This is a genomic window from Streptomonospora wellingtoniae (assembly GCF_031845375.1).
Classification (GTDB): domain Bacteria; phylum Actinomycetota; class Actinomycetes; order Streptosporangiales; family Streptosporangiaceae; genus Streptomonospora; species Streptomonospora wellingtoniae.
The window spans coordinates 112,407-136,442 of sequence record NZ_JAVREK010000011.1; the positions used below are offsets into that span (position 1 = coordinate 112,407).

Annotated in this window: 22 protein-coding genes; 6 read left to right on the forward strand and 16 right to left on the reverse strand. The window is 73.0% G+C overall.

Going from position 1 to position 24,036, the window contains the following annotated elements; translation table 11 throughout:
- The first annotated feature begins 108 nt into the window (after positions 1–108).
- Positions 109–792, forward strand: coding sequence for a potassium channel family protein (locus RM446_RS12675; protein ID WP_311545456.1), 684 nt, complete (start codon positions 109–111; stop codon positions 790–792).
- A gap of 1 nt (position 793) precedes the next feature.
- Positions 794–1,471 carry a potassium channel family protein gene (locus RM446_RS12680; RefSeq protein WP_311545457.1) on the forward strand — a complete coding sequence of 226 codons (678 nt, stop codon included), beginning with the start codon at positions 794–796 and terminating at the stop codon, positions 1,469–1,471.
- Between the two features lie 118 nt (positions 1,472–1,589).
- Here RM446_RS12680 and RM446_RS12685 read toward each other — a convergent pair whose 3' ends face one another.
- The 5 genes from RM446_RS12685 to RM446_RS12705 all read right to left on the reverse strand — a co-directional run bounded on the left by RM446_RS12685 (position 1,590) and on the right by RM446_RS12705 (position 6,418).
- On the reverse strand, positions 1,590–2,528 hold the full coding sequence (locus RM446_RS12685) for a DUF3159 domain-containing protein (RefSeq protein WP_311545458.1): 939 nt from the start codon (positions 2,526–2,528) through the stop codon (positions 1,590–1,592).
- A 171-nt stretch (positions 2,529–2,699) separates the two neighbouring features.
- Positions 2,700–3,287, reverse strand: a complete 588-nt coding sequence (locus RM446_RS12690; protein WP_311545459.1) for a hypothetical protein — start codon at positions 3,285–3,287, stop codon at positions 2,700–2,702.
- 5 nt (positions 3,288–3,292) lie between these two features.
- Positions 3,293–4,147 (reverse strand): carbohydrate ABC transporter permease, encoded by an 855-nt coding sequence (locus RM446_RS12695; protein WP_311545460.1) that lies wholly within the window; start codon positions 4,145–4,147, stop codon positions 3,293–3,295.
- Positions 4,144–5,130 carry a carbohydrate ABC transporter permease gene (locus RM446_RS12700; protein WP_311545461.1) on the reverse strand — a complete coding sequence of 329 codons (987 nt, stop codon included), beginning with the start codon at positions 5,128–5,130 and terminating at the stop codon, positions 4,144–4,146. The genes RM446_RS12695 and RM446_RS12700 overlap by 4 nt, the downstream gene beginning before the upstream one ends.
- 22 nt (positions 5,131–5,152) lie before the next feature.
- The gene (locus RM446_RS12705) at positions 5,153–6,418 is read right to left on the reverse strand and encodes an ABC transporter substrate-binding protein (protein ID WP_311545462.1); all 1,266 of its coding nucleotides are present in this window, start codon (positions 6,416–6,418) and stop codon (positions 5,153–5,155) included.
- Between the two features lie 262 nt (positions 6,419–6,680).
- On the opposite strand from RM446_RS12705, the gene RM446_RS12710 reads away from it, so the two are divergent.
- A complete protein-coding gene (locus tag RM446_RS12710) occupies positions 6,681–7,775 on the forward strand; it encodes a serpin family protein (protein ID WP_311545463.1) in 1,095 nt (364 codons plus the stop codon).
- A 19-nt stretch (positions 7,776–7,794) separates the two neighbouring features.
- On the opposite strand, the gene RM446_RS12715 is transcribed toward RM446_RS12710, so the two are convergent.
- From RM446_RS12715 to valS, 4 genes are all read right to left on the reverse strand, one after another.
- The gene (locus RM446_RS12715) at positions 7,795–8,367 is read right to left on the reverse strand and encodes a GNAT family N-acetyltransferase (RefSeq protein ID WP_311545464.1); all 573 of its coding nucleotides are present in this window, start codon (positions 8,365–8,367) and stop codon (positions 7,795–7,797) included.
- Positions 8,368–8,572: 205 nt separating this feature from the next.
- A complete protein-coding gene (locus RM446_RS12720) occupies positions 8,573–9,361 on the reverse strand; it encodes a DUF3710 domain-containing protein (protein ID WP_311545465.1) in 789 nt (262 codons plus the stop codon).
- A gap of 62 nt (positions 9,362–9,423) precedes the next feature.
- Positions 9,424–9,897, reverse strand: a complete 474-nt coding sequence (dut, locus tag RM446_RS12725; protein WP_311545466.1) for a dUTP diphosphatase — start codon at positions 9,895–9,897, stop codon at positions 9,424–9,426.
- Between the two features lie 117 nt (positions 9,898–10,014).
- Positions 10,015–12,585, reverse strand: coding sequence for a valine--tRNA ligase (valS, locus tag RM446_RS12730; protein ID WP_311545467.1), 2,571 nt, complete (start codon positions 12,583–12,585; stop codon positions 10,015–10,017).
- 303 nt (positions 12,586–12,888) lie between these two features.
- On the opposite strand from valS, the gene RM446_RS12735 reads away from it, so the two are divergent.
- Positions 12,889–13,182 (forward strand): DUF4235 domain-containing protein, encoded by a 294-nt coding sequence (locus RM446_RS12735; RefSeq protein WP_311545468.1) that lies wholly within the window; start codon positions 12,889–12,891, stop codon positions 13,180–13,182.
- A 60-nt stretch (positions 13,183–13,242) separates the two neighbouring features.
- On the opposite strand, the gene RM446_RS12740 is transcribed toward RM446_RS12735, so the two are convergent.
- The 4 genes from RM446_RS12740 to RM446_RS12755 all read right to left on the reverse strand — a co-directional run bounded on the left by RM446_RS12740 (position 13,243) and on the right by RM446_RS12755 (position 17,107).
- Positions 13,243–14,151, reverse strand: a complete 909-nt coding sequence (locus tag RM446_RS12740) for a hypothetical protein (RefSeq protein WP_311545469.1) — start codon at positions 14,149–14,151, stop codon at positions 13,243–13,245.
- A gap of 234 nt (positions 14,152–14,385) precedes the next feature.
- Positions 14,386–14,685, reverse strand: a complete 300-nt coding sequence (locus RM446_RS12745) for a DUF4193 domain-containing protein (protein ID WP_040270202.1) — start codon at positions 14,683–14,685, stop codon at positions 14,386–14,388.
- Between the two features lie 479 nt (positions 14,686–15,164).
- Positions 15,165–16,457 carry a sensor histidine kinase gene (locus tag RM446_RS12750; RefSeq protein WP_311545470.1) on the reverse strand — a complete coding sequence of 431 codons (1,293 nt, stop codon included), beginning with the start codon at positions 16,455–16,457 and terminating at the stop codon, positions 15,165–15,167.
- Positions 16,454–17,107 carry a response regulator transcription factor gene (locus RM446_RS12755; protein WP_311545471.1) on the reverse strand — a complete coding sequence of 218 codons (654 nt, stop codon included), beginning with the start codon at positions 17,105–17,107 and terminating at the stop codon, positions 16,454–16,456. The genes RM446_RS12750 and RM446_RS12755 overlap by 4 nt, the downstream gene beginning before the upstream one ends.
- Positions 17,108–17,808: 701 nt before the next feature.
- Between RM446_RS12755 and RM446_RS12760 the strand changes: the two genes are divergently transcribed.
- The gene (locus RM446_RS12760; protein ID WP_311545472.1) at positions 17,809–17,976 is read left to right on the forward strand and encodes a hypothetical protein; all 168 of its coding nucleotides are present in this window, start codon (positions 17,809–17,811) and stop codon (positions 17,974–17,976) included.
- A gap of 205 nt (positions 17,977–18,181) precedes the next feature.
- On the opposite strand, the gene RM446_RS12765 is transcribed toward RM446_RS12760, so the two are convergent.
- From RM446_RS12765 to RM446_RS12775, 3 genes are all read right to left on the reverse strand, one after another.
- A complete protein-coding gene (locus tag RM446_RS12765) occupies positions 18,182–19,003 on the reverse strand; it encodes an inositol monophosphatase family protein (protein WP_311545473.1) in 822 nt (273 codons plus the stop codon).
- A gap of 74 nt (positions 19,004–19,077) precedes the next feature.
- Complete coding sequence (locus tag RM446_RS12770; RefSeq protein ID WP_311545474.1) at positions 19,078–21,111, reverse strand: S9 family peptidase; 2,034 nt, start codon at positions 21,109–21,111, stop codon at positions 19,078–19,080.
- Between the two features lie 189 nt (positions 21,112–21,300).
- A complete protein-coding gene (locus RM446_RS12775) occupies positions 21,301–22,338 on the reverse strand; it encodes a ferrochelatase (protein WP_311545475.1) in 1,038 nt (345 codons plus the stop codon).
- 127 nt (positions 22,339–22,465) lie between these two features.
- Here RM446_RS12775 and RM446_RS12780 point away from each other — a divergent pair, with 127 nt between their 5' ends.
- Positions 22,466–23,764 (forward strand): D-arabinono-1,4-lactone oxidase, encoded by a 1,299-nt coding sequence (locus RM446_RS12780; RefSeq protein WP_311545476.1) that lies wholly within the window; start codon positions 22,466–22,468, stop codon positions 23,762–23,764.
- The last annotated feature ends 272 nt before the right edge of the window (positions 23,765–24,036 follow it).

A 24,036-nucleotide genomic window follows, 5' to 3' on the forward strand; every position in this document is an offset into this window, starting at 1 on the left:
GACGCGCGCGGCCGCGGCGCCCGCGGGCCGCGCGATGGGTATACCGTCGCCCAGGGGCCGGGCGGCGGCCGTGCCCGACCCGTGAGCTAGAGCAGGAGCGAGTTGGCAGTGCACATCGTGATCTTGGGATGCGGGCGGGTGGGGTCCACGCTCGCGCACACACTGGAGGACATGGGCCACACGGTCGCCGTGATCGACCAGGCCGCCGACGCGTTCCGCAGACTGCGGTCGGCCACCGCCAAGGCCGCCGTGCGCGGCGCCGGCCAGGACCGCGACGTGCTCGTGGCGGCCGGCATCGAGAATGCCTCCGCCTTCGCGGCGGTCAGCAGCGGCGACAACTCCAACATCATCACCGCGCGGGTCGCGCGCGAGACGTTCGGCGTCGAGAACGTCGTGGCCCGCATCTACGACCCCCGCCGCGCCGCCGTCTACCAGCGGCTCGGCATCCCCACGGTGGGCACCGTGCACTGGACCGCCGGCACCATCCTGCGCCGCCTGGTGCCCGGATCCCCCGGCCTGGACGTCGGTCCCCTGTGGCGCGACCCTTCGGGCAGCCTGGTGATGACCGAGGCGCCGCTGGCGCCGTCGTGGGTGGGCCGCCGGGTCGAGCAGTTGGAGGGCGCGTTCCCGCTGCGTGTGGCCTACCTGGTGCGAGCCGGGCACATCCTGCTGCCCCGGGGCGACGAGACGCTGCAGGCGGGCGACGTACTGCACGTGCTGACCCGCTCCGCCGACATCGACCGGATCCAGGCGCGCCTCGGCGAGGGCGCCGACGACAGGCAGGGAGACTAGGATGCGCGTCGCCATCGCGGGTGCGGGCAGCGTCGGGCGCTCCATCGCCGCCGAGCTGAGCGAGAGCGGACACGAGGTGCTGCTCATCGACCGCGACTCCCGCTCCATCGGGGTGGACGAGCTGCCGCGGGCCGAGTGGCTGCTGGCCGACGCCTGCGAGCTGGCCTCGCTGGAGGACGCACGGCTGGACGACTTCGACGCCGTGGTGGCGGCCAGCGGCGACGACAAGGTCAACCTGGTGGTGTCGCTGCTGGCCAAGACCGAGTTCGGCGTCGGTCGGGTCATCGCGCGCATCAACGACCCGCGCAACGAGTGGCTGTTCACCGAGGCGTGGGGGGTCGACGTCGCCGTTTCACCCCCGCGGATGATGGCGGCGCTGGTGGAGGAGGCCGAGGACGGCGAGGACCCCGCGGAGGCGCTGAGCGCGCTGTCGCTGCCCGAGACCGACCTGCTGGAGTTCACGCTGCCCCAGGACTCCCCGCACGCCGGGAGGCCGCTGGGCGGGCTGGCGCCCGCTCTGCCGGAGGGCATCGTGCTGGTGGCCATGGTGCGCGAGGGACGGGTGCACACGCCCGACCCGCAGACGCCGCTGCGCGGCGGCGACGAGCTCGTCTTCCTCAGCAGCGCCGCGTCGGTCGAGGAGCTGGGCGCCCTGCTGGAGTCCGGGGGAACCGGCTGATCGCCGGGCCACAGCGCCCGAACCCGTCGATCTTGTCGCCATCGAGAAGGAAGCGATTTCCATTTGCGATGGCTACAAGATCGACGGTGCTGTGCCTGACTTCCCAGCAGCGATCCGGCTAGTCGGCGGGGCGGGGGCCGCTCGGCGGTGTCGCCGGGGAGCCGGTGTCGCCGGCTGCGGGCGTCTCAGCGGTCCCGGCGTCGGCGGTCCCGGTACCGGTGTCGACCGGGGTGCGTCCGCGCGCCAGCAGCCACACCATGGCCCCAAACGCGGCCACCTGCAGCGGCCAGCCCATGGCGACCTTGGCGATGCCCAGCAGCGCGAACGTGCTGGCCACCCCGTAGTGCTCGGAGGCCCACAGCGGCAGCTGCACGGCCACGCGCACCAAGCACGGCGCCACTAGCAGCCAGGTCAGCCGCGAGCTGAGCCGGACGACGGCGGGGTTGGCGCGCCAGGCGCCGACGTCGCCGGTGACCGCGCCGATCAGCAGGCCCATGGCCGGCCAGCGGACCAGGATCGTCAGGGTGAGCACAACCGCGTAGACGGCGTTGTAGATGATGCCGGGCAGCGCGAAGTCCTCGGCTTCGCCGCTGCGCAGCGCGAAGAAGGCGGCGATGCCCATCCCGAAGAGGCTGTTGACCACGAACTGCACCGAGGACCGCTGCGCCAGGCGGACGGCCCCCAGGCCGATCGCCAGGGCGAAGCCGAGCCCGAGGGCCAGCCGCAGGTCCTCGACGGCCAGATACGACAGGGTGAAGGCGAGCGTGGGCACGGCGGTCTCGACCATGCCGCGCTTTCCGCCCAGCGCCTTGGACAGCTGCGCGCGGACCACGGCCTCGACGGTCTGCTCGGAGACCTCTTTGCGCGAGCCGCCGCCGTCGTCGCCGGGGTCGGCCCGGCCGTCCTCGGGCCCGGACGGTGCTGCGGGCCCCTCCTCTTCAGAGGCCCGCTCGCGGCGCGCCGACGGGGGCCGCGGAGCGCTTTCGGCGTCCGCCGCGGTTTCGGGCCGGCCGCCGCTGGAATCGGCGGTCTCGGCGGCTCGCTGCTGGTCGGTCATAAGCTCCACATTCCGGCGTCGGCTACGCCCTCCACCCTAGGACAACGCGTCGCGGGTCTTCAGCGCTCCGCAGCGGTACGCCCGCATACGCCCCCTATGTCGAACGGATACGGCGCGGCCGCGCGCGGCGGCCCCGGAGGCGGCCCCTCGGCCGCAGCGGGCGCGCGGAGGTCACCCTCGTCCGCGCTTGTCCACGACCACCGCGGCGAGCAGGAGGCAGCCCGCTAGCGGCACCAGCGCCGGCGGCACCGCCCAGGTCACCGCCGCTGCGACGGCCAGCGCCGCCACGAGCAGGGCCGATCCCGCCGGATCGGCCGCCGACCGCGCCAGTGCCGCGCGCAGCGCGCCGCGCCAGGCGCCACCGGGCCGCCACGCCGCCGCCATGCGCAGGAGGAGCACCCCGGCTCCGGTGCCCGCGCCGGCGCAGCCGGCCAGAACCGCCGCTCCCCCGGGCGGGGCGAAGGCGGCCACGATCAGCGTGTCGGCCGCGAGCACGGCCGCCAGCGCGGTACCCGCCAGCCCCGTCGTCCAGGAGCCGGCCCAGGCCGCGCGCAGTCGGCCGCCGAAGTCGGCGACGCCGGTGCCGCCTTCCCCGTCGGTGTGGGCGCGCACATGCGCGCTCCCGGCCGCCAGCGCCGCGGGAAGGGTGACCAGCGCCAGGCCCGCGGCCAGCGTGAGCACCCCGGTCAGCAGGCACTCGCCGAACAGGACCGCCCGCGAGACCGCCGGTGCCGCACCGGCCACCCTGCCGCCCGCCATCGCCGTCACCCCTTCAGTCCGGTCGTGGCCATGCCCTGGACGAGCAGGCGCTGGAAGGCCAGGAAGAACAGCACGACCGGGACCAGCGCGATCACCGACATCGCGATCATCGCTCCGAAGTCGGAGGTGCTCGTCTGGTCGGCGTACATCCGCAGCGCAAGCGGGATCGGGAACTTCTCGGGGGTGTTGAGGTAGATCAACGGAGCGAACAGGTCGTTCCAGCTCCAGATGAACGCGAAGATCGCCGCCGTGCCGAACGCCGGCCGCGACAGGGGGGCGATGACGTGCCAGAAGATCCCCCAGTACCCGCAGCCGTCGATCCGGGCGGCCTGGTCCAGCTCTCGGGGAAGCTGGCGCATGAACTGCACCATGAGGAAGACGAAGAACGCCTCGGTGGCCAGGAACTTGCCCAGCAGCAGCGGAACGTAGGTGTCGACCAGGCCCAGCTGCTGGAAGATGATGTACTGCGGGATGATGACCGCGTGGAAGGGCATCAGCAGAGTGCCGATCATCAGCACGAACATCGCGTTGCGCCCGCGGAACCGCAGCCGGGCGAATGCGTAGGCGGCCAGCGCCGAGGACGCCACCGTGCCCGCGACCGTGAACACCGCCAGCAGCACCGAGTTGCCCAGGAACCGCCATACCGGGATGCCGGCCATGCCCTCCAGTGCGCGGGCGAAGTTGTCCGCGACCGGCCGAGACGGCAGCAGCTGCGTGTTGCCGACGATGTCGTTGGTGGGGGTGGCCGACGCGCCCGCCACCCACACCAGCGGGTACATGATCAGCCCCAGCAGTGCCAGTGCCAGGGCGTGCCAGAGCACGCGCCGGGGCCAGGCGGCCAGTCGTGGGGAGGAAGTCAACGGCCCTCGTCTCCGGAGTAGAACACCATCGTCCGCGACATCCGGAACAGGGCCGCGACCACGAGCCCCGCCCCGAGGATCAGCATCCAGGCCATCGCTGATGCGTAGCCCATCTGATAATGGGTGAAGCCCTGCTGGTACAGGTAGAGCGTGTAGATCAGGGTGGACCCGGCGGGACCGCCGGTGCCGCCGCTGATCACGAACGATGCGGTGAACACCTGGAAGGAGTTGACCGTCTCCAGCAGCAGGTTGAAGAACAGCACGGGCGAGATCATCGGCAGGGTGATGGTGCGGAACCGGCGCCACCAGCCGGCGCCGTCCACCTCGGCTGCCTCGTAGTACTGGCTCGGCACCTGCTTGAGCCCGGCCAGGAAGATCACCATCGGCGCCCCGAACTGCCACACCGCCAGCAGCACCAGCAGCAGCAGCGCGAAGTCGGGGTTGCCGACCCAGCCGCCCGTCTCGACCCCCACCGAGCGCAGGAGCCGGTCCACCACCGCGTCGTCGGAGAACAGCGCCCGCCACACCAGCGCCACGCTCACGCTGGCCCCCAGCAGCGAGGGCGCGTAGAACGCCGAGCGGTACAGTCCCTGGCCGCGGTGCGGCGATGCGAGCAGCATGGCCACGGCCAGCGCCAGGGCCAGTTTCAGCGGTACCGCCAGCACCACGTAGGCGGCGGTGACCCTGATCGACTGGAGCCACTGGTCGTCGCCGAACAGCCGCCGGTAGTTGTCCAGCCCCACCCAGGAGGGCGCGGTGAAGAGGTTGTAGTCGGTGAAGGACAAATAGAGCGAGGCCGCCATCGGCCCCAGCGTCAGCCCGAGGAACCCGAGGATCCACGGGGAGAGGAAGGCGTAGCCCGCGACGCCCTCCCGCCCGCGGCGCAGCCGCCTGGCCCGTTTACCGGGGGACGGGGGTGCGGAAGGCGCGGCGGGGTCGCCGGAGCTCCTGGAGCTCGGGGGGCCCTGGGCCGTCCGGACCATCAGCGGTCTCCTTCTCGCCGCGTCAGGAGCTCAGGGTGCGCTCGGCGAAGTCCGCGAACTCGCCCGCGGCCTCATCCGGGCTCATCTGCCCGTGGTGCACCTCTTCGGAGAGGCGGATGAACTCGGTCTCCAGGGCGCCGGCGCCTGCCGGCGGTGCGGGCGGAGCCTCCTGCAGGTCGGACATGCGGTCTTCCTCGTAGTCCACGATGGCCTGGTCGACCTCGGTGTAGTCGATCGCCTCGCGCTGGGCCTCGGTGGCCGGGATGCCGCGGTTGCCCCCGAAGATCTCGGCGACGCGCGGGTCGTTGATCATGAAGTCGACCAGCTTGGCCGCCGCGCCGGGGTTGCTGGTCTGGGCCGACGCCGACAGCAGCATCGAGGGCTTGAGGTACTGCCCGGAGTCGCCGGAGTCGGTGGGCAGCGGCGCCAGTTCGAGGTCCAGGTCGGACTCCTCGACATAGCGAGTGAGCATGTTGTCCCAGGTGAACTCCGACGCCGACAGGTTGGCGCCCAGCGGGGCGAGCGGCTTGACCTGCTCGGCCTCGTCGGCGGGCACCACGGCGCCGTCCTCGCGCAGCCCGGCGGCGCTCTCCCAGAACTCGGCGAGCCGGTCCTCGCCGAACCCGAGCTTGCCGCCGTCGGTGAACAGCGCGTCGCCCTCCTGGCGGAGCTTGGCCTCCAGCACCCAGATCAGCCCGGTGTAGTCGGAGGCTCCGTAGGGGTCGCCTCCGGTGTGCTCGCTGACCGCGGTCAGCGCCTCGTCGTAGTCCTCCCAGGTCCAGCCGTCCTCAGGCATGGGCGCTCCCGCCTCCTCGAACAGCTCGGGGGCGTAGACGAGGGAGAAGGTGTTGCCGCCGACGGGCACGCCGTAGCGGGCGCCGTCGACGACTCCGGCCGTGCTCAGGCCCTCCAGCAGCCCGCTCGTGTCGAGGTTCTGCTCGTGCGCCTCAAGGTCGAGCAGCACGCCGCGGTCGCTGTACTCGCGCAGGTAGGCGTTGTCCATCTGCAGCACGTCGGGCATGCCGCCGCCGGCCACCTGCGTGGAGAGCTTCTCCCAGTAAGTGTCGTACTCGGAGAAGGTCGGCGTGACCGCGATGTCGGGATGCTCTTCCTCGAACAGCGCGATGGCCTCGCGCATCAGCTCGGCCCGCTCGGCGTTGCCCCACCACGAGTAGCGGATCTCCGGCGACCCGCTGCCCTCGCCTCCCCCGCAGCCGGTCGCCGCCAGCCCGAGGACCATCGCTACCGCGGCGGCAGATCTCGCCGCACCGCCCGTCCGCTGCACCATGGTGGTGACCGCCCTTCTTCGCCGCTCGACTCACCCGGAATTGAAACGATTTACGGAAAGCGCTTCCCGTCCAATTGGAGGCTCAGATTAGGCTCCCTGAAACCTCCCGTCAATACTGCTGCGCGATCCGTTGCAACGATCGACCGCGTGCACCGCGGCCCCCGCGGCGCACCGCTCGCCGCGGTGCGGGCGTTCCCGCGAACGCTAGCCTGGCCGCAGAGCCGACCGGCGGCGTGCCCGCCGGGGAACTGGAGCGTGCACCATGACCGTGTCCCTGCGCCCCGACCACCTCGACTTCGCGCTGCGGCTCAACGCCGCACTGGCCGGCCCCGGAACGCGCGAGCACGCCTGGTCGCCGCTGTCGGTGGCCGGCGCGCTGGGGCTTGTGGCCACCGGTGCGCGCGGCGCCACGCGGCGCGAGTTCGAGGGACTGCTCGGCCGCGACATCGGAGGCCACCTCGCCGCCCTCGACGACGCGGCCTCCGACAGCCCGGATCTGGCCTCCGCCACCTCGCTGTGGATGCGCAGCGACCTGGAGTTGCACGCGGAGTTCGAGAGCGCCGTGCGCGCGCGGCCCGACTCGGCGATGCGCAGGGCCGACTTCGCGGGCGACCCCGAGCGCGTGCGCCGCGAGGCCAACGCCGAGGCCGCGAAGACCACCCGCGGCATGATCGCGGAACTGCTGCTGCCCGGCGACGTGCGCGCTTCCGCCCAGGCGCTGCTGCTCAACGCCCTGTGGGTGCGGATGCGCTGGTCCGAGCCCTTCGATCCGGCCGCGACGGAGTCCGCGCCCTTCCACACGCCGTCAGGCGAGCGCCGCGTGCCCATGATGCGCCGCCGCGGGCGCCATCCCTACGCCGAGGCCGCAGGCTGGCGGATGGCGAGCCTGCCCGCGGCCGACGATCTCGCGCTGGATGTGCTGCTGCCCGAGGACCCGGCGCGGGACACCGTACCGGCACCCGAAGCGCTCTCGGCGCTCTACCGCGCGGCCTCCCCCACCGAGGTCGACCTCTGGCTGCCGCGATTCGAGGCGCGCACGCGCACGGCGCTGTCGGCGCCCCTGGCCGAGGCCGGCGTCGCCACGGCGTTCAGCGACCGGGCGGACCTCTCCGGGATCTCACCGCGCCCGCTACGCATCGACGAGGCGGTGCACGAGGCGGTGCTGCGGGTCGACGAGGAGGGCGCCGAAGGGGCGGCTGCGACAGCGGTCGTGATGCGCACCGTCGCCGCCGTGACGGACAGGCCGGTCCGCTTCGCCGCAGACCGCCCGTTCGCCTTCGTCCTGCGCCGCCGACAGGCGGTGCTGTTCCTGGGGGCGGTCGCCGCACCTGCCGACCCGGGACCGGCCCGGGCGTGACGGCTGCGCCGGGAGGCGCCTACGCGGCCAGCCGGTCGAAGGGGGCGGCGTAGCGGAACGCGCCGCGGTGCGCGGGGGCGCGGGCGCTCAGTGGGCGCACCTGGAAGTACTCGCCCCAGGCCGGATCGGGTGCGGCCACGCCGAGCTCCGCAGCCGGGCGGAAGCCGAAGCGCTGGTAGTAGCCCGGGGCGCCGAGGAGTGCGACGAGCGCCTCCGACCGGGATTCGGCCGCGCCCAGCACGGCGTGCATCAGGGCCGATCCGATGCCGCGGCCCTGGCTGCCGGGCACCACGCCGATCGGCCCCAGCCCCAGCGCCGCGGCCGTGCCCACGTGACCGCGGGTGCACACGACATGGCCGACCACCGTCCCCCCGGCGGCGGGAGCCGCCGGGTCGCCCGAACCGATCGCCTCCACGGCCACGAGCGAGTACTCCGGCAGCCAGCCGGCGTCCCGGCGCAGCCACCCCAGCAGGGTCGCCTCGATCGGATCGGTGCCGTCCGGCGCACCGGCGGGGACGTTCGCGGCGAAGGCCGAGGCGATCACCGAATGCACCGCCGCCTCGTCCGCGGCGGTCTCCCGTCTGATCAGCATCAGCACACCCTAGAAGCGCGCACCCGCCGCGGCACGCGAATTTCCGGCGTCCGCGCCGGAGGCCCGGTTCTGTGCGCGCGCCCGGGCCGGGGGACGCACACGGGCGCGGCTCCGGCCGGCCGCGGGAGCCGCCTGAGCGGCTGGGACCGGTCCGGCACCGCACCCTCAGGGGCGCGGGGCGCCGAGGCGCCTCTCTAGCACCGGCCTAGGATTCGTCCGCTCCGCCGCCCGCGCCGCCCCCGCTGCCCTCAGCGGCCTGGCCGTTGCCGGCGGTGCGGTTGCGCTGGGCCGCCGCTTCGGCCATGGACTGCTGGATCTCCTGGGGCACGACGATCGGAAGCATCTCGCGCGGTGGCGCCGGGCTGTCGCCGCGCATGACTACGATCTGCTGGAACAGCTCTTCGACCTCGGCCATCGCCTGGGGCTTGGAGGCGCCCTCGCCGCGGATGACGCCGTGCAGTACCCACCGGGGCCCGTCGACGCCGATGAAGCGCACCCGCTCGCCCATCTGCTGGCCCTGCTCGTTCTTCTTGCCGGCGACCGGCACGACCGCCCGCAACTCCGGGCCGAAGGTGCCGTCGAAGTCCTCGACCTTGCCGCCCTGGGAGGTCACCTGCGAGCGCAGCTCCTCGCGCATGTCCGCCCAGACGCCGCTGGACTTGGGCGCGGCAAAGGGCTGCACCTGTAGCGCCGAACTCTGCGTGCGCAGCGTCACGCCGATGATGCGGTTCTGCTGGGGAGCGACGTTCACCTGGACCTCGATCCCCGGGCGCACCGGGATCCGCACCGCGCCCAGGTCCATGCGCTGGGCCCCTGGTGCCTCCTCGGCCGAGTCCCACGGACCGCCGCTCCGGTGGCGGTCGGCCTCCTTGTCCGGCTCCGGAGGGTCCTCGGGCCGACCCGCGAAGTCGGCCTCGGAGCCGGCCGCGCCGGCGGTCGCGGCGGTGCCGTCAGCGCCCTCGCCGTCCTTCTTCTTGCGTCGGCGTCCGAACACGCCTTACACCTCTCCCGCTTCGTCGTCCCCGGCGGATCTGGCGCCGGGGGTCCTCGTCGTCGTCACGTGCGCGCCGCGTGGCCGCCCGTCGAACCGAACCCGTCCGCGCCGCGCACGGAGTCCGGGAGAGCATCGGCCTCGCGGAACACCGCCCGCTCCACGCGCTGGACGACCAGCTGGGCGACGCGGTCCCCGCGGGTGAGCTCGACCGCGGTCTCCGCGTCCGTGTTGAGCAGGGTCACCCGCACCTCGCCGCGGTAGCCGGCGTCGACAGTGCCGGGCGCGTTGACGAGGGTCAGTCCGCACCGGGCGGCCAGTCCCGAACGGGGATGCACGAAGGCGGCATAGCCCTCGGGCAGCGCGATGGCGATTCCGGTACCGACCACCGCCCGCCGGCCCGGTGGCACGACCACGTCCTCGGCGGTGACCAGGTCCGCGCCGGCGTCGCCGGGGCGGGCGTAGACCGGCAGGGGAAGGTCGGGGTCGATGCGGCGGATGAGGACCTCGACCCCGCGGCTGGGGCTTCCGTTACTCACACTGAGCGAGCTTATCGCGGTGCGGGGCCTGTGTCGGACGCCGCGTGGAGCGACGGTGGGCGGGACGGCCGAAACCGCCCCGCACGCCCGTTGCTCGGCGCCGCGGCGGCCCTCCGGCTACCCGGCGGCGGGCAGGCTGACCTCGACCTGCAGCTCGGTGTCGTCGGAGGCCTCGAAGTCAAGCCGGGCGGCGCGCCCGGCCGCGGCGAGGTCGTCGCCGGCCAGACGCACGTGGTTGACGCTCTTTCCGCGCACCGACACCCGCTCGATCTCGGCCCGCATGGAGAGCTTGGCCTCGGACTTGGCCTTGCGGATCGTGCGCAGCACCTCCGAGGCCGCTGCCAGCACGGCGGGGTCGCCCTCGCGTGCGGCGGCGCGCAACTCCTCGGCCTCGGGCCAGGACTCGGCGTGCACCGACCCCTCGTGCCACCAGCTCCACACCTCGTCGGCGACGAACGGAAGGAACGGTGCGAACAGCCGCTGCAGCGCCGAAAGGGCGAGCAGCAGGGCCGCGCGGGCCGAGGCGGCGGCGGGCGAGGCGGCGTCGTAGGCGCGGGCCTTGACCAGCTCCAGGTAGTCGTCGCAGAGCTCCCAGAAGAACCGCTCGACGCGCTCCAGCGCACGGGTGTGGTCGTAGGCCTGGAAGGCTGCGGTGGCGTCCTCGACGACGTCGGCGAGCGTGGCGAGCATCGAGCGGTCCAGCGGCTCGGTGACCGCGGACGGCTCCGCCGCGGTGTCCTCGCCGGCGACCGACAGCGCGAACTTGCTCGCGTTGAGGATCTTGATGCCCAATCGGCGGCCGACCTTCATCTGGCCCTCGTCCAGCGCGGTGTCGGCGCCCAGCCGCCCGCTGGCGGCCCAGTAGCGGATGGCGTCGGAGCTGTACCTCTCCAGCAGGTCGATGGGCGTGACGACGTTGCCCTTCGACTTGGACATCTTCTTGCGGTCGGGGTCGAGGATCCACCCCGAGATGGCCGCGCCCTGCCAGGGCAGGCTGCCGTGCTCGAAGTGGGAGCGCACGACCGTGGCGAACAGCCAGGTACGGATGATGTCCTGGCCCTGGGGCCGCAGGTCCATCGGGAAGACGCGCTCGAAGAGGTCGGGGTCGCGCTCCCAACCGCCGGCCACCTGCGGGCTGAGCGACGAGGTGGCCCAGGTGTCCATGATGTCGGGGTCGCCGGTGAAGCCGCCGGGCTCGCCGCGCTGATCCTCGGCGTAGCCCGCCGGAGAGTCGGAGCTGGGGTCGACCGGCAGCTGCGACTCGTCCGGCAGCAGCGGGGCGTCGTAGTCGGGATTGCCCTCGGCGTCGAGCGGATACCACACGGGGAACGGCACGCCGAAGAAGCGCTGGCGGCTGATCAGCCAGTCGCCGTTGAGGCCCTCGACCCAGTGCTCGTAGCGCGAGCGCATGTGGTCGGGGTACCAGTTCAGCGCGCGCCCGCGTGAAAGCAGCTCCTCGCGGACGGAGGTGTCGCGCCCGCCGTTGCGGATGTACCACTGGCGGGTGGTGACGATCTCAAGCGGCTTGTCGCCCTTCTCGTAGAACTTCACCGGGCGGGTGGTGGGCGCGGGCTCGGCGAGCAGGTCGCCGGACTCGCCCAGCAGCTCGACCATGCGCTCGCGGGCGGTGTGCACGGTGGCTCCGGCCAGGCGGGCATAGGCCTCGCCGCCGCCTGCCGCGGCGACGGCCTCGGGCGGTTCGGAGACGATGCGGCCGTCCCAGCCCACGACGGGGCGGGTGGGCAGCTGCAGCTCGCGCCACCAGGTGACATCGGTGAGGTCGCCGAAGGTGCAGATCATCGCGATGCCGGAGCCCTTGTCGGGCTCGGCGAGGCGGTGCGCCATGACGGGGACCTCGACGCCGAAGACCGGCGTGCGCACCGTGCCGCCGAACAGGTCGCGGTAGCGGGTGTCGTCGGGGTGGGCGACCAGAGCGACGCAGGCGGGGATCAGCTCGGGCCGGGTGGTCTCGATGACGACCGGGTCGCCGCCGTCGCGGTGGAAGGCGACCTTGTGGAAGGCGCCGGTGCGCTCGCGGTCCTCCAGCTCGGCCTGGGCGACGGCCGTACGGAAGGTGACGTCCCACAGCGTGGGCGCCTCGGCCATGTAGGCCTCGCCGCGCGCGAGGTTGCGCAGGAACGCGCGCTGGGACGTGGCGCGGGCGCCGTCGTCGATGGTGGCGTAGGAGTAGCGCCAGTCGACGCTGAGGCCCAGGCGGCGCCAGATGCCCTCGAAGACCTTTTCGTCCTCGGCGGTCAGCCTGTCGCACAGCTCGATGAAGTTGCGCCGCGAGATGGGCACCTGCCGCTTGGGGTCGGGCTTGGCCGGCGGTGTGAAGCCGGGGTCGTAGGCGACGCTGGGGTCGCAGCGCACGCCGTAGTAGTTCTGCACCCGGCGCTCGGTGGGCAGGCCGTTGTCGTCCCAGCCCATCGGGTAGAAGACCGACTTTCCGCGCATGCGCTGGAAGCGGGCGACGGTGTCGGTGTGGGTGTAGGAGAAGACGTGCCCGATGTGCAGCGAGCCGGAGACCGTGGGCGGCGGGGTGTCGATCGAGTAGATCTCGGAGCGGCTCTTGGTGCGGTCGAAGTGGTAGACGCCGGACTCGTCCCATACGTCGACCCATTTCGCCTCGATACCGTCGAGCGAAGGCTTGTCGGGCACGCGGAAAGAACGAGAGCGGTTGGTCATGGGCCCAATGGTATTGGTTCGGCGGCCCTGATCGCTCCGGATCCGCACGGCCCGCGATGGCGCCCCTGCAGCGCCTCGCGCGGTCTCGCGGCCGCCCGGCGGCCCGGACCGTGGCGGCGGGGCGGCGCGCCCCGTGCAGGCCGCGGCGCCGGCGCCGGTCGTGAAAGGATTCCGGTAGGCGCATCCGCAAGGCGCCGGATCGCGCCGCGCCGGAGGCGGTCGGCCACAGCGCCGCGCACGGCCGCGCGGTCAGCCGCGTGCGGCAACGCGGCCACGAAGGCTAGAAGGGAAGCGATCCGACAGATGGCTAAGAAGAGGAACGGTGAGTTCGCGGCGCAGGTCGTCGGCAGCGTCACCGCTCTGGCGGCGGGCTACGTCGCCCGCAAGGCGCTGACGTTCGCCTGGACCCAGGCCACCGGCAAGGCGCCGCCCACAGAGCCGGAGTCCCCCGACGTCAGCCTCAGCGAGGCGCTGGGCTGGGCCGTGGTCACCGGCATCGGTATGGAGGTCACCCGCGTGCTCGCGGTGCGCGCCGCCCACCGCCGGTTCTTCGACGCCGCCGACCAGAGCGGCGTCGTGGGGATCGACGTGGACTGAGCGCAAACCGCGGGCGGGCGCCCGCCGGCGGGCCGTCGCGGCCTCCGGCGGGCGCTTGTGTCAGCCGCCGGGCAGCTCGCCCGCGTAACCGCCGGCGCCGATGCCGCCGGGCCCGGACGCCGCGGGCAGGCCCTGCGCGCGCAGGTCGGCGCGCACCGACTTGGCCAGCGCCCGCGTGGCGGCGCGGTTGAGGGTTCCTCCGGCGACGGCCCCGGTCAGGTAGGGCCCCAGTGTCGACAGGTGGCGGCCGAGCGTCCGCAGCAGCCTCCGGCGCAGCGCGGCCTTGGCGGCGACTCCCAGGGTCGCCGACAGCGACTGAGCGGCGCTGAGGGGGTCGATCCCGCGCTTGCGCGCCCACGACGCGAGGTAGCCGGTGGTGCGCTGCAGGCTCGTTCCCGGCACCGGCGCACCGTAGGCCTCGTGCAGCTCGGCGATGAGCTTGACCTCGACCGAGGCGACGACGACGGTCTCGGCCACGATCTGGGCGGGCGCCGTCAGCAGCAGCGGCGGCGCGGTGAACTGCACGGCGGCCAGCGCCCCTCCTGCCGCTCCGACGCCGGTCGTGGCGTGGGCGGCGTTGCGCACGAGCGCGTCGGCGAGCTCTTCGCCGTCGAGGCCGGAGTGGTGGCGAACCAGGGTCTCGCGGTCGCGCACGGGGATGCGCGGCGCGATCTCGTTGGCGAACACGTCGGCCAGCCACCGGCCGCTCGCGGCGCCTCCGGCGCGCGCCGAGCGCGCGCGGGCGGTGAGTGCCGCGGCGAGCCTGCCCACCAGTCCGGCCCGGCGCCTGGGGTCGGCGCCCTCCTCGTCGAGGAGCTCACCCACCAGCACTCCGATGTCGTCGTCGGCGACGACGGCGAGCTCTTGCCCGGGCCCGGCCGAGCCGGGATCGCCCGCGCCCTCTCCGGTGCCGCCGCCCTCGCGCGGGCGGGGCCCGGTCTCCTCGCGGTCTCCTGTGTCCTCCGCCACGTCGCTCTCCCATTCACGGTGTCCCCGGATTGCCGGGGTGCCCGGCTTTCCCCGGGATCGGTCCCGGGGTTCGCGGGGCCGCAAGCCCCGGCGCTTACAAAGCTAAGGGAAGGCGGAAATATGCCGGGGGCTCCGGGCGCAAAGGACGATGCGCCCCCGGAAGCCCACCCGGAGACGCATCACATGCCGCGGCGGAGGCCGTTCGAGGCAATCGAGGAAAAGAGTCCGCCGGGCTCAGGCGGCGCACTCCTTACAGACCAGCTGCCCCTTCCGCTGCTCGGCCAGCTGGCTGCGGTGGTGCACCAGGAAGCAGCGCGAGCAGGTGAACTCGTCGGCCTGGCGCGGCAGGACCCGGACCGCCAGCTCTTCGCCGGACAGATCGGCCCCGGGCAGCTCCATGCCTTCGGCGACCTCGTCGGGGTCGACGTCTATGGTGCTGGTGCCCTTGTCGACACGGCGCGCCTGCAGCTCCTGCAGGCTGTCCTCGTTGATGTCTTCGTCGGCCTTACGCGGGCTGTCGTAATCGGTGGCCATTCTGCTAACTCCATCCCCCTCGTTCTATGCCTCGTTGCGCGCTACCAACGCTTGAGGGCCTCGTTTTGTGCCCGAGCCGCCTGGAATCTTCCGCCGGCGTAAGTGGACTATGACCCCTCCCGGGTGCAGTCGCACCGCACAGCAGCACCCTTCGAATAGAACCGGTCGCGCTTCGTCGCGCCGTCGATCCACTCGCCCTCATGTGCTACCCAACGCCCGCGGGATTCCGACCTATTTCCTCGTCTTTCCCCACGCCGCGCGGGCACGATGCCGCCCGTGAGGCGAGGTAAGAACATACACGCTTACTCCGGGAGATATTCCCGCAGCGTTCGCGCCCGGGAGAGCATACCCACCCTCGGCGCGCCCACGATCCCGGGGCCGTCGTGTCGTGGAACACGTATGAGTATCACGCGAGAGCCGCGTCCCGCAGGATCTTCGCCCACCTCGTGATCAGCACCGGGCGTTCGGACGGCCGTATGCTACCTGCCGGCGGGGGCGGTCGTGTCACCGGTCTCGGCGGCGGGAAAGCGAACGGTGACGACCAGGCCGCCGCCCTGGCGCGGCCACACGCTGACCGAGGCACCGTGAGCGCGAACCACCGAGCGGACGATGGACAGGCCCAACCCGGCGCTGCGCCCGGACTTGACGCGGTCTCCCGAGGCACGGCGGAACGGTTCGAACAGTCCCTCGATCTCGTAGCCGGCGATGACCGGGCCCGCATTCTCCACCTGGATGGCCGGGGACCCCTCGTAGATGCCCGAGCGCACGGTGATCTCGCCGTCGGCGGCGTTGTAGCGCAAGGCGTTCTCGACCAGGTTGGCGACCAGGCGCTCCAGCAGGACGGGGTCGCCCACGACGGCGGCCGGGCGCAGGTCGGTGCGCGGGGTCAGGTCGGCCTTCGCCAGCTCCTCGGAGAGCTGGCTGAGCACGGATCCGACCACCTCGGCCATGTCCACGGCGGTGCGCACGTCGAGCTCGCGGTCGCTCTTGGCCAGGAACAGCAGGCCGTCGATGAGCCGCTCGTGGCGGGAATTGGTCTCCAGCAGGGTGCGGCCCACGGTCTTCAGATCGGCCGAGGCCTCGGGGTCGCTGAGAGCGACCTCCAGCAGCGTGCGGTTGATGGCCAGCGGCGTACGCAGCTCGTGGGACGCGTTGGCGACGAAGCGGCGCTGGCCGTCGAAGGCGCGGTCGAGGCGTTCCAGCATGCCATCGAAGGTGTCGGCCAGTTCGCGGATCTCGTCGTCGGGGCCGCTGAGGGCGATGCGCTCGTGCAGGGACCGCTCGGAGAGCCGGCGGGCGATGCGCGTGATCTTGTGCAGCGGCGACAGGGCCCGCCCGGCCACGAAGTAGCCCAGGCCGACCGCCAGCAGGCCGACGATCACCAGCGCGATCACCGAGTAGCGGGTCATCTCGGCCAGCACCGACTCGATGAACTCGGTCTTGCGCATCTGCAGCTCGACCGGGTCGGCGTTGGGCATCGTGAAGTTGAGGTTGTCCAGCAGGCCCGCGACGATGATGTAGTTGAGCAGCACCAGCAGCGAGCCCGCCGCGAAGAACAGCATCCCGTAGATCAGGGTGAGCCGCGCGCGCAGGCTGATGTTGTCGGCGAAGCGGTGCACGCCGCCGGTGACCGGTCCCGGAGGCTTCGCCGAGGCGGTCGCGGGCTCGGCCGACAGCCGCCGCCACGTACCGGTGTCGCCCGGCGGGGTGGGCGCCACCTCGCCCGGGCCGGCCGCGTACTCGGGACCCGAATCAGGGCCCTGCGCCGTCAAATCCGGTACCCCGCACCGGGCACCGTCTGGATGACCGGGGGCTCGCCGAGCTTCTTGCGCAGGGTCATCACGGTGACCCGCACGACGTTGGTGAAGGGGTCGGCGTTCTCGTCCCAGGCCTTCTCCAGCAGCCCCTCGGCGCTGACGACGGTGCCGTTGGCGCGCATGAGCACCTCCAGGACTGCGAACTCCTTGGGCGTCAGCGAGACCCTGCGCCCCTCACGCTCGACGGTGTGGTTGGCCGGGTCCAGTTCGATGCCGTTGCGCTGCAGCACCGGCGGCAGCGGCGGGACGGCGCGGCGGCCCAGTGCGCGCACACGCGCGATGAGCTCGGCGAAGGCGAAGGGCTTGGTGATGTAGTCGTCGGCGCCCAGGGTCAGACCCTCGACTTTGTCCTCCAGCTCTCCCGAGGCGGTGAGCATCAGGATGCGGCCGGTGTAGCTGCGAGCGACCAGGTCGCGGGCGACGTCGTCGCCGTGGACGCCGGGGAGGTCGCGGTCGAGGACGATGACGTCGTAGTCGTTGACGCCCACGTGCTCCAGCGCGCTGTCGCCGTCGTAGACGACGTCGACGGCCATGGACTCGCGGCGGAGCCCCACGGCGACCGTGTCCGCCAGGACCTGCTCGTCTTCGACCACGAGTACGCGCACTGTGAGTTCGTCGTCCTTAGCTTTCCTGCGGCAGGAGTGGGCCGCTGCCGGCGCATCCCCCAACACACCGGCAGCGGCGCTTGTGACCCCCGGCTGCACCATCCGTTATCGCACCCGGTCGATAAGGATGGAGTAAGCCCCCTGAGCGGTGGACTCGGCGTCCGCCTGCCCGCCGGAAGAGCGGCGGAAGGGCGGACCCATCCCCTGTCCGACCGAAGGCCGGCGGCGGGTGCGCGGCAACCCGGGGTAGCCACTGGGGAGTCGGCGCGCGCGATCCCGGCCGGGCCGGGTCGCAGCCCCTTGCGCGACTCCCTGATTGTGCACGGGTGTCGCTGCCGGCGTATCCCCCAACCGCCGGCAGCGACGATCACCCCGCACATCTCGAATCTGACACATCCAGGATAAGAAAGAAGTAAGCCCTGGCGCACTCGGCGAAATGTGGTGTAGGGCACCGTCGCTGCGGCTCGCGTTGAAGCCGACTCCATGATCGAGTATCGCACGGCGCACGATGCGCGCGCGATCCCGGCCATGGGGCGGCCGAACCGGGATCACAGGTCCGTCACGGAGGTTTGGCGGCGCGCGCCCGGTGGGTATGGCCGTCACTCGCGGGTCGCGCCGGTCCCGGCAACGCTGTCCCCTGTCACGCCGCACTGCGCCACTGAGGCGCTGTGCTGCAATGACGCGATGAAAAGTGAGGTGAAATGGGCGAGTTCCGCGCGGAGATCAAGGGCCGCATCAAGGAGATCCGCCAGTCGCTTCAGGCGGCGCAGGCCGCGGGAGACGAAGACCTCGCCGACGTGCACACGTCGGAGCTGGAGGACCTCCACCGCATCGCCGCTCGCAACGGAGTCGACACCGGCTGCGTGTGAGTTCCCCAAGGGCGCCGCTCCGGCCCCGACGCCTTCGGAGCGGCGCGCGTGTGGCCGGTCGGTGGGAACCGGCCGCGCAGCGGAGAGAGCTGACGGGGTGTGCACGCCGCACCCCGCGGGAGCCGTGAGGAGCGCCTCCGGAGTGCCGGGCACTTCGGAGGCGCTTCCTGCGTTTCGGGCGGGCCGGTAGCGGCCGCCCCCGGACTCAGTCTGCGGCGGGGCCGTCGGTGTCGGCCCCCAGCGGAGCGAGCAGGTCGTGCAGCTGGACGAAGAGCTCCGGCGCCGCCCCGATGACAAGGTCGGGGTTGGGCGGCGCGCCGTGCAGGCCGCCGATCCGGGCACCCGCTTCCTGCGCGACCAGCGCCGCCGCTGCCCAATCCCACGGGTTGAGTCCGCGCTCGTAGTAGGCGTCGACGCGACCGTGCGCGAGTTCACACAGCTCCACCGAAGCCGATCCGCCGCGGCGGATGTCGCGCACCCGCGGAAGCACCGTGCGCAGCACCTCCGCCTGCTGCGCCCGCCGACGGGAGTCGTAGCCGAACCCTGTGGCCACCAGCGCCAGCTCCAGCGGCACCGCGGTCGCCGACCGCAGGGGCTCGCCGTTGAGAAACGCTCCCCCGCCGAGAACGGCGGTGTACACATCGCCCCGGGCGGGCACGGCCACAGCGCCGGCCACCACCTCGCCGGCGATCTCGGCGGCGATGGAGACCGACCATTCGCCCCGCCCGTAGAGGTAGTTGACGGTGCCGTCGATGGGGTCGACGATCCAGCGCACCGCGCCCTCGCCGGCCACGTCCCCGCCTTCCTCGCCCAGCACGGGGTCGCCGGGGCGGGTCTCGCGGATGCGTTTGCGGATCAGCTCCTCCACCGACCGGTCCATCTCGGTGACCACGTCGGTGGGCGAGGACTTGGTGTCGAGCACGCCGATGCCCGCCTGGCCATCGGCCGCCGCCCGTCCGCCTTCCTGGGCCGCCTCGACGGCCAGGGCCAGCAGCGCGGCGCGATCCGGTGCCGGACTCGCAGTCATGTCTTCCCCGTTCCTGCAGTCGGTCGCTGCCGAGCGCGGCGCGCGCCCGCAGCCGTGCGAACTCGGCCGCGCGCTCAGAGCAGCGCCGGCCGCTCCCATTCCTTGCCCAGCACGTGGTGGTCGAGGAAGGCGAGGACGGTCTGATACCAGATTCTGGAGTTGCCGGGGGTCAGCACCCAGTGGTTCTCGTCGGGGAAGTAGAGGAACTTGGCGTCGACCTCGCGGCTGACCAGGTCCCACCACAGCCGCAGGCCTTCCCCGATGGGCACCCGGTAGTCCTTGTCGCCGTGGATGACCAGCATGGGCGTGCGGATGCGGTCGGCGGAGGAGTGCGGCGAGGCGGCGCGGTAGCGCTCGGGGTGCTCCATGGGGTCGCCGAACTCGGCGGTCCAGGCCGCCGGGTAGTCCGTCGTGCCGGCGAAGGAGTCCAGCGACCACAGGGAGGCGTGCGTGACCACGGCCGCGAACCGGTCGGTGTGCCCGGCGATCCAGTTGGCCATGTAGCCGCCGAAGGAGCCGCCCATCGCGGCGGTGCGGGTGCCGTCGACGTCGGCCCGGGCCGCTGCCGCGTCGGTGATCGCCATAAGGTCGGCGAAGGTGCGCTCGCCCCAGGAGGCCCGTGCCCGGCGGCGCATTTCGGGACCGTAGCCGGTGGACAGGGCCGGGTCGGGCAGCAGCACCGCGTAGCCGCGGGCCGCCAGCAGCCACGGGTTCCACCGCCAGGACCACCCGTTGAAGCTCATGTAGGGGCCGCCGTGCACCCACAGGACCAAGGGTGCGGGCGACGCGGACGAGGCGCCGGCGGGCAGCACGAGCCAGGCGCGCACGCGGGTGCCGTCGTCGGCCTCGGACTCGACCTCGGTGAGAGTGCCCGGGACCTCCAGCGGCGCTTCGGGGGAGCGCAGCCGCACCGGGCGGCCGCCGCCCGCGTCCGAGGCGCCGCCGATGCGCACGGGTGTGGGCGGTTCGTCCCACGAGTCGCGCAGAGCGTAGAGCGCCCCGCCGGCGCGCGCGGGGTTGAGCCGGGTGTAGGTGCCGTCGTCGGAGGTGAGGCGGGTCAGCTCGCCGGTCGCGGTCTCGACGCGGAACACCGGGCAGCGGCCCTGGTGGTCGGCTGTGAACAGCACGGCCGAGGAGTCGGGGGCCCACACGTGCTCGCGCGGCCACAGGTCGTGGCCGACCAGCAGGTCGCGGCCCTCGCCGGTCGCCAGGTCCACCAGCCACAGAGTGCTCTCGCGGGTGGCGCCGTGAGGACCGGGCTCGCCGTCGTAGTCGCGGACCGCGGCGACATGGCGGCCGTCGGGCGAGACCGCGGGCGCGCCGAAGTCGTAGCCGGGTTCGGCCGCCAGGACCCGGCGCTCCCCGCCGACGGCGTCCAGAGCCACCAGCTGCTCGCGCTGGACGCCCCGGCCCGCGGGCACCGTCCAGCCGGTGACCACCGTGCCGCCGTCAGGCGTGATGTCGGGCGCCTGGCCGAACAGCGCCGCGCCCGGCTCGGGCGTGAGGTCGGCGGGCTCGCCGAGTCCGGCGCCGTCGCCGGTCGGCGGGGCGGCGGTGAACAGGCGCGGAAGCGCGGGTCCCAAATCACGGTCCCAGCTGCGCACCGGGGAGGACTCGTGCAGGATGGCGCTGACGCCGGCGTCCTTGCGGGCCTTGCGCGCCCGGGTGTCGGCATCGGCGTCGGCGGCGCCGGGCAGCACCTCGGAGGTATAGGCGACCGTGCCTGCATCGCGCGCGACGGCCAGAGCGCCGAACCCGCCGGGGTGCCGGGCCACGCAGCGGGCCTCGCCGCCGTCCGCGGGCAGCAGCCACAGGGCGGGCGCATCGGCGGACTCCGTGCTGTCGGGGTCGGGACGAGCCGAGGTGAACAGAAGCGAGCCGTCGGGCAGGAAGGCGGGGTTGCCCTCCCCCGCCGCCGAGCGGGTCAGCCGGCGCGGCTCGGCCTCTCCGGCCGGATCGATCTCCCACAGGGCGGTCGTGAAGGCCGTCCCGTCGGGCTTGAGCTCGCTCACCGGCGCGATCAGCCGCGTCCCGTCCGGCGACAGGACCAGGCCGCTGACACGGCGCAGTCCGGCGTACTCCTCGGGGTCATACCAGGTGCGAACCACGTCGTGCGACTTCCCCTCTGCCGTCGGCTTCCTTCGGCCGCCCTCCCTCATCCGGCACCGACGGCCGCGCGGCCGCGTCCGCTCGCCGGCTGGGGACGTTCTGCGGCATCCCGCTCGGGACATCCGTGGAGATCCCTGTCCAATCGACCTTATCGGGACGTGTCCGTCGGCGCCGGGCCGGCCGAGCGGTCAGCGCTGTCGGCAGCACCCCTCGGGGCAGACGTGGCAGGCCGGCAGCGAGGTCAGGCCGAAGGGCTCGGCGCCGGAGGCGCGCTCGGCGACCAGTTCGCGCACCATCGCCACGAAGCGCGGGTGGGTGCCGGGGCTCAGCGCGCGCACGAAGTGCAGCCCCAGCTTCCGGGCGGTCTCGCGGGCCTCGTTGTCCAGGTCGTACTTGACCTCCATGTGGTCGGACACGAAACCGTAGGGCACCACGACGACCGCGGTGGCGCCCGCCTCCGCCAGCTCCGCCAGCCGGTCGTTGACATCGGGCTCCAGCCACGGCTGGGAGGGAGGGCCGCTGCGGCTCTGGTACACGAGGTCGTAGGGGTGGTCCTCGCCCAGCCGCTCGCCGACGAGCCGCGCGACCTCGCTCAGCTGGGTGACGTAGGCGCCGCCGGGGCCGTGGTCGTGGTCCGCAGCGCCGCTGGCGTCCGCCATGGGGGTGGGGATGGAGTGGGCCGAGAACAGCAGGTGCGCGCCGGCGCGCTGGTCCTCGGGCAGCTGGTCGAGCGCGTCGCGGGTGTGCTCGACCAGCGGCTCGATGAACCCGGGATGGTCGAAGAACGGGCGGATCAGCTCGATCTCGGGCGCGTCGGGCCCGGCGGCCTCGCGGGCGGCGGCGATGTCGTCGAGGTAGGCCCGGTGGCTGGAGTAGTTGCTGTAGGCCGAGGTCGCCATGGCGACGGCGCGGCGCACCCCGTCCCGGGCCATCTGCGCGACGGCGTCGGCCAGCATGGGGGGCCAGAAGCGGTTGCCCCAGTAGACCGGCAGGTCCAGCCCCGCTCCCCCGAAGTCGGCGCGGACGGCGGATATCAGGTCGCGGCACTGCTGGTTGATCGGGCTGACACCGTCGTAGAGGTAGTAGTGCTGTCCGACTTCGGCCAGGCGCTCCCGCGGGATGTTCCGTCCGCGGGTGACGTTCTCCAGGAAGGGGATGACGTCCTCGTTCGCCTCGGGGCCGCCGAAGGAGACGAGCAGGAACGCGTCGTAGGGCTCGTAGGGCATGTCTCCATCAAACCAGCTCCCCGCAGCCGCTCTCCTCCGGCCGCGCGTTGCGCGTGTCACGGGGCGGCCCCCGCCGGCGCGGGCTGTTGGGGGCGGTCCGGGCACCGGCCCGGTAGTCTGCCGCGCTATGAGCAGTGTGGTGTGGCACACATGGTCCGGTACACAACAGGCCCGCCCGCGCCGGATCGCGGCGCCCTCCAGCACTGGGGCCGTGTCCGCGGCGGTGCGCGGCGCCGCGGAGCGGGGCATGCGGGTGCGGATGGTGGGCTCGGGCCACTCCTTCACCGGAGCGGCGGTCACCGACGGCCTGCTCCTCGCGCCCACCGGCATGGCGCGGCTGCGCGGCGTCGACGCCGAGGCGGGCACGGTCACCGTCGAGGCGGGCATGCCGCTCTGCGACCTCAACGAGGCGCTACAGGCGCGCGGGCTGGCCCTGGCCAACATGGGCGACATCGCCGTGCAGACGGCGGCGGGCGCGATCCAGACGGGCACCCACGGCACCGGCCGCGACAGCGGCGGGCTCGCCGAGCAGGTGTGCGCCATGGAGCTGGTGCTGGCCGACGGCTCGGTGGTGGAGTGCTCGCCCGAGCGCGAACCCGACCTCTTCGAAGCCGCGCGGGTCGGGCTGGGCGCCTTCGGCGTGGTGACCGCGCTGACGCTGCGGGTGCGCCCGGCGTTCCTGCTGCGGGCTCGCGAGGAGCCGATGCGCCTGGCGGAGGTGCTGGAGCGCCTGCCCGAGCTGCGCAGCAACGACCACTTCGAATTCTTCTGGTTCCCGCACACCGGCCGCACCAACACCAAGCAGAACAACCGCGCGGACGGCCCGGCCGAGCCGCTCGCCCCGCTGCGGGCCTGGCTGGACGACGAGTTCCTGTCCAACACCGTCTTCGGTGCGGTCAACCGGCTGGGGCGGCGCGTGCCGGCGGCCATCCCGGCGATCAACCAGGTCTCGGCGCGGGCGCTGTCGGCGCGGACCTACACCGACGCCTCCCATCGCGTCTTCGCCAGCACTCGCCGGGTGCGCTTCGTCGAGATGGAGTACGCCGTCCCGGCCGCGACGCTGGCCGACGTGCTCGGCGAGATCCGCGGGATCGTCGACTCCGGTCGGCACCGGATCGGGTTCCCGATCGAGGTGCGCTTCGCGCCGGCCGACGCGGTGTGGCTGTCGACGGCCTACGGCCGCGACACCGCCTATGTCGCCGCGCACGTCTACCGGGGCATGCCCTACGCCGACTACTTCCGCGAGATCGAGGCGGTCTTCACCGCCGCCCGGGGCCGCCCGCACTGGGGCAAGGTGCATTCGCTCGGCCGCGGCGACCTCGCCGCCCTCTACCCCCGATTCGCGGAGGCGGAGGCGGTCCGCGACCGGGTGGACCCGGAGCGGCGGTTCGCCAACGACTACCTGGACACGGTCCTGGGCGTCTGAGCTTCTCGTCCGACCTGGGCGCTGTGCCGCCGCACTCGCAGCGCCCCGTCCCCGCGGGCCGGATCGCCGCCGCCTCCGGGACGGCACCGGGACGCCTCCGAGGCGGGCGCCGCCGCACGCAGGATCCGGGAAAAGTCCCCCTTGTCCCACCAGCCCGGTATGGACGGCCCGGGATACCATCGGCCAGAGGCGGCGCGCGGTCCGGCCGGAGCGCTCACCGCCTACAGAGCCCGGACCGCCTGCGCGCCACGATGGCGTTCAGGAGCACGCCG

What these genes read in the sequence shown, in the direction of transcription:
- RM446_RS12680 (WP_311545457.1), top strand. Translation starts at nt 794, where the DNA reads ATGCGCGTCGCCATCGCGGGTGCGGGCAGCGTCGGGCGCTCCATCGCC.
- RM446_RS12685 (WP_311545458.1), bottom strand. Translation starts at nt 2,528, where the DNA reads ATGACCGACCAGCAGCGAGCCGCCGAGACCGCCGATTCCAGCGGCGGC.
- RM446_RS12690 (WP_311545459.1), bottom strand. Translation starts at nt 3,287, where the DNA reads ATGGCGGGCGGCAGGGTGGCCGGTGCGGCACCGGCGGTCTCGCGGGCG.
- RM446_RS12700 (WP_311545461.1), bottom strand. Translation starts at nt 5,130, where the DNA reads ATGGTCCGGACGGCCCAGGGCCCCCCGAGCTCCAGGAGCTCCGGCGAC.
- RM446_RS12705 (WP_311545462.1), bottom strand. Translation starts at nt 6,418, where the DNA reads ATGGTGCAGCGGACGGGCGGTGCGGCGAGATCTGCCGCCGCGGTAGCG.
- RM446_RS12710 (WP_311545463.1), top strand. Translation starts at nt 6,681, where the DNA reads ATGACCGTGTCCCTGCGCCCCGACCACCTCGACTTCGCGCTGCGGCTC.
- RM446_RS12715 (WP_311545464.1), bottom strand. Translation starts at nt 8,367, where the DNA reads ATGCTGATCAGACGGGAGACCGCCGCGGACGAGGCGGCGGTGCATTCG.
- valS (WP_311545467.1), bottom strand. Translation starts at nt 12,585, where the DNA reads ATGACCAACCGCTCTCGTTCTTTCCGCGTGCCCGACAAGCCTTCGCTC.
- RM446_RS12735 (WP_311545468.1), top strand. Translation starts at nt 12,889, where the DNA reads ATGGCTAAGAAGAGGAACGGTGAGTTCGCGGCGCAGGTCGTCGGCAGC.
- RM446_RS12745 (WP_040270202.1), bottom strand. Translation starts at nt 14,685, where the DNA reads ATGGCCACCGATTACGACAGCCCGCGTAAGGCCGACGAAGACATCAAC.
- RM446_RS12760 (WP_311545472.1), top strand. Translation starts at nt 17,809, where the DNA reads ATGGGCGAGTTCCGCGCGGAGATCAAGGGCCGCATCAAGGAGATCCGC.
- RM446_RS12765 (WP_311545473.1), bottom strand. Translation starts at nt 19,003, where the DNA reads ATGACTGCGAGTCCGGCACCGGATCGCGCCGCGCTGCTGGCCCTGGCC.
- RM446_RS12775 (WP_311545475.1), bottom strand. Translation starts at nt 22,338, where the DNA reads ATGCCCTACGAGCCCTACGACGCGTTCCTGCTCGTCTCCTTCGGCGGC.
- RM446_RS12780 (WP_311545476.1), top strand. Translation starts at nt 22,466, where the DNA reads ATGAGCAGTGTGGTGTGGCACACATGGTCCGGTACACAACAGGCCCGC.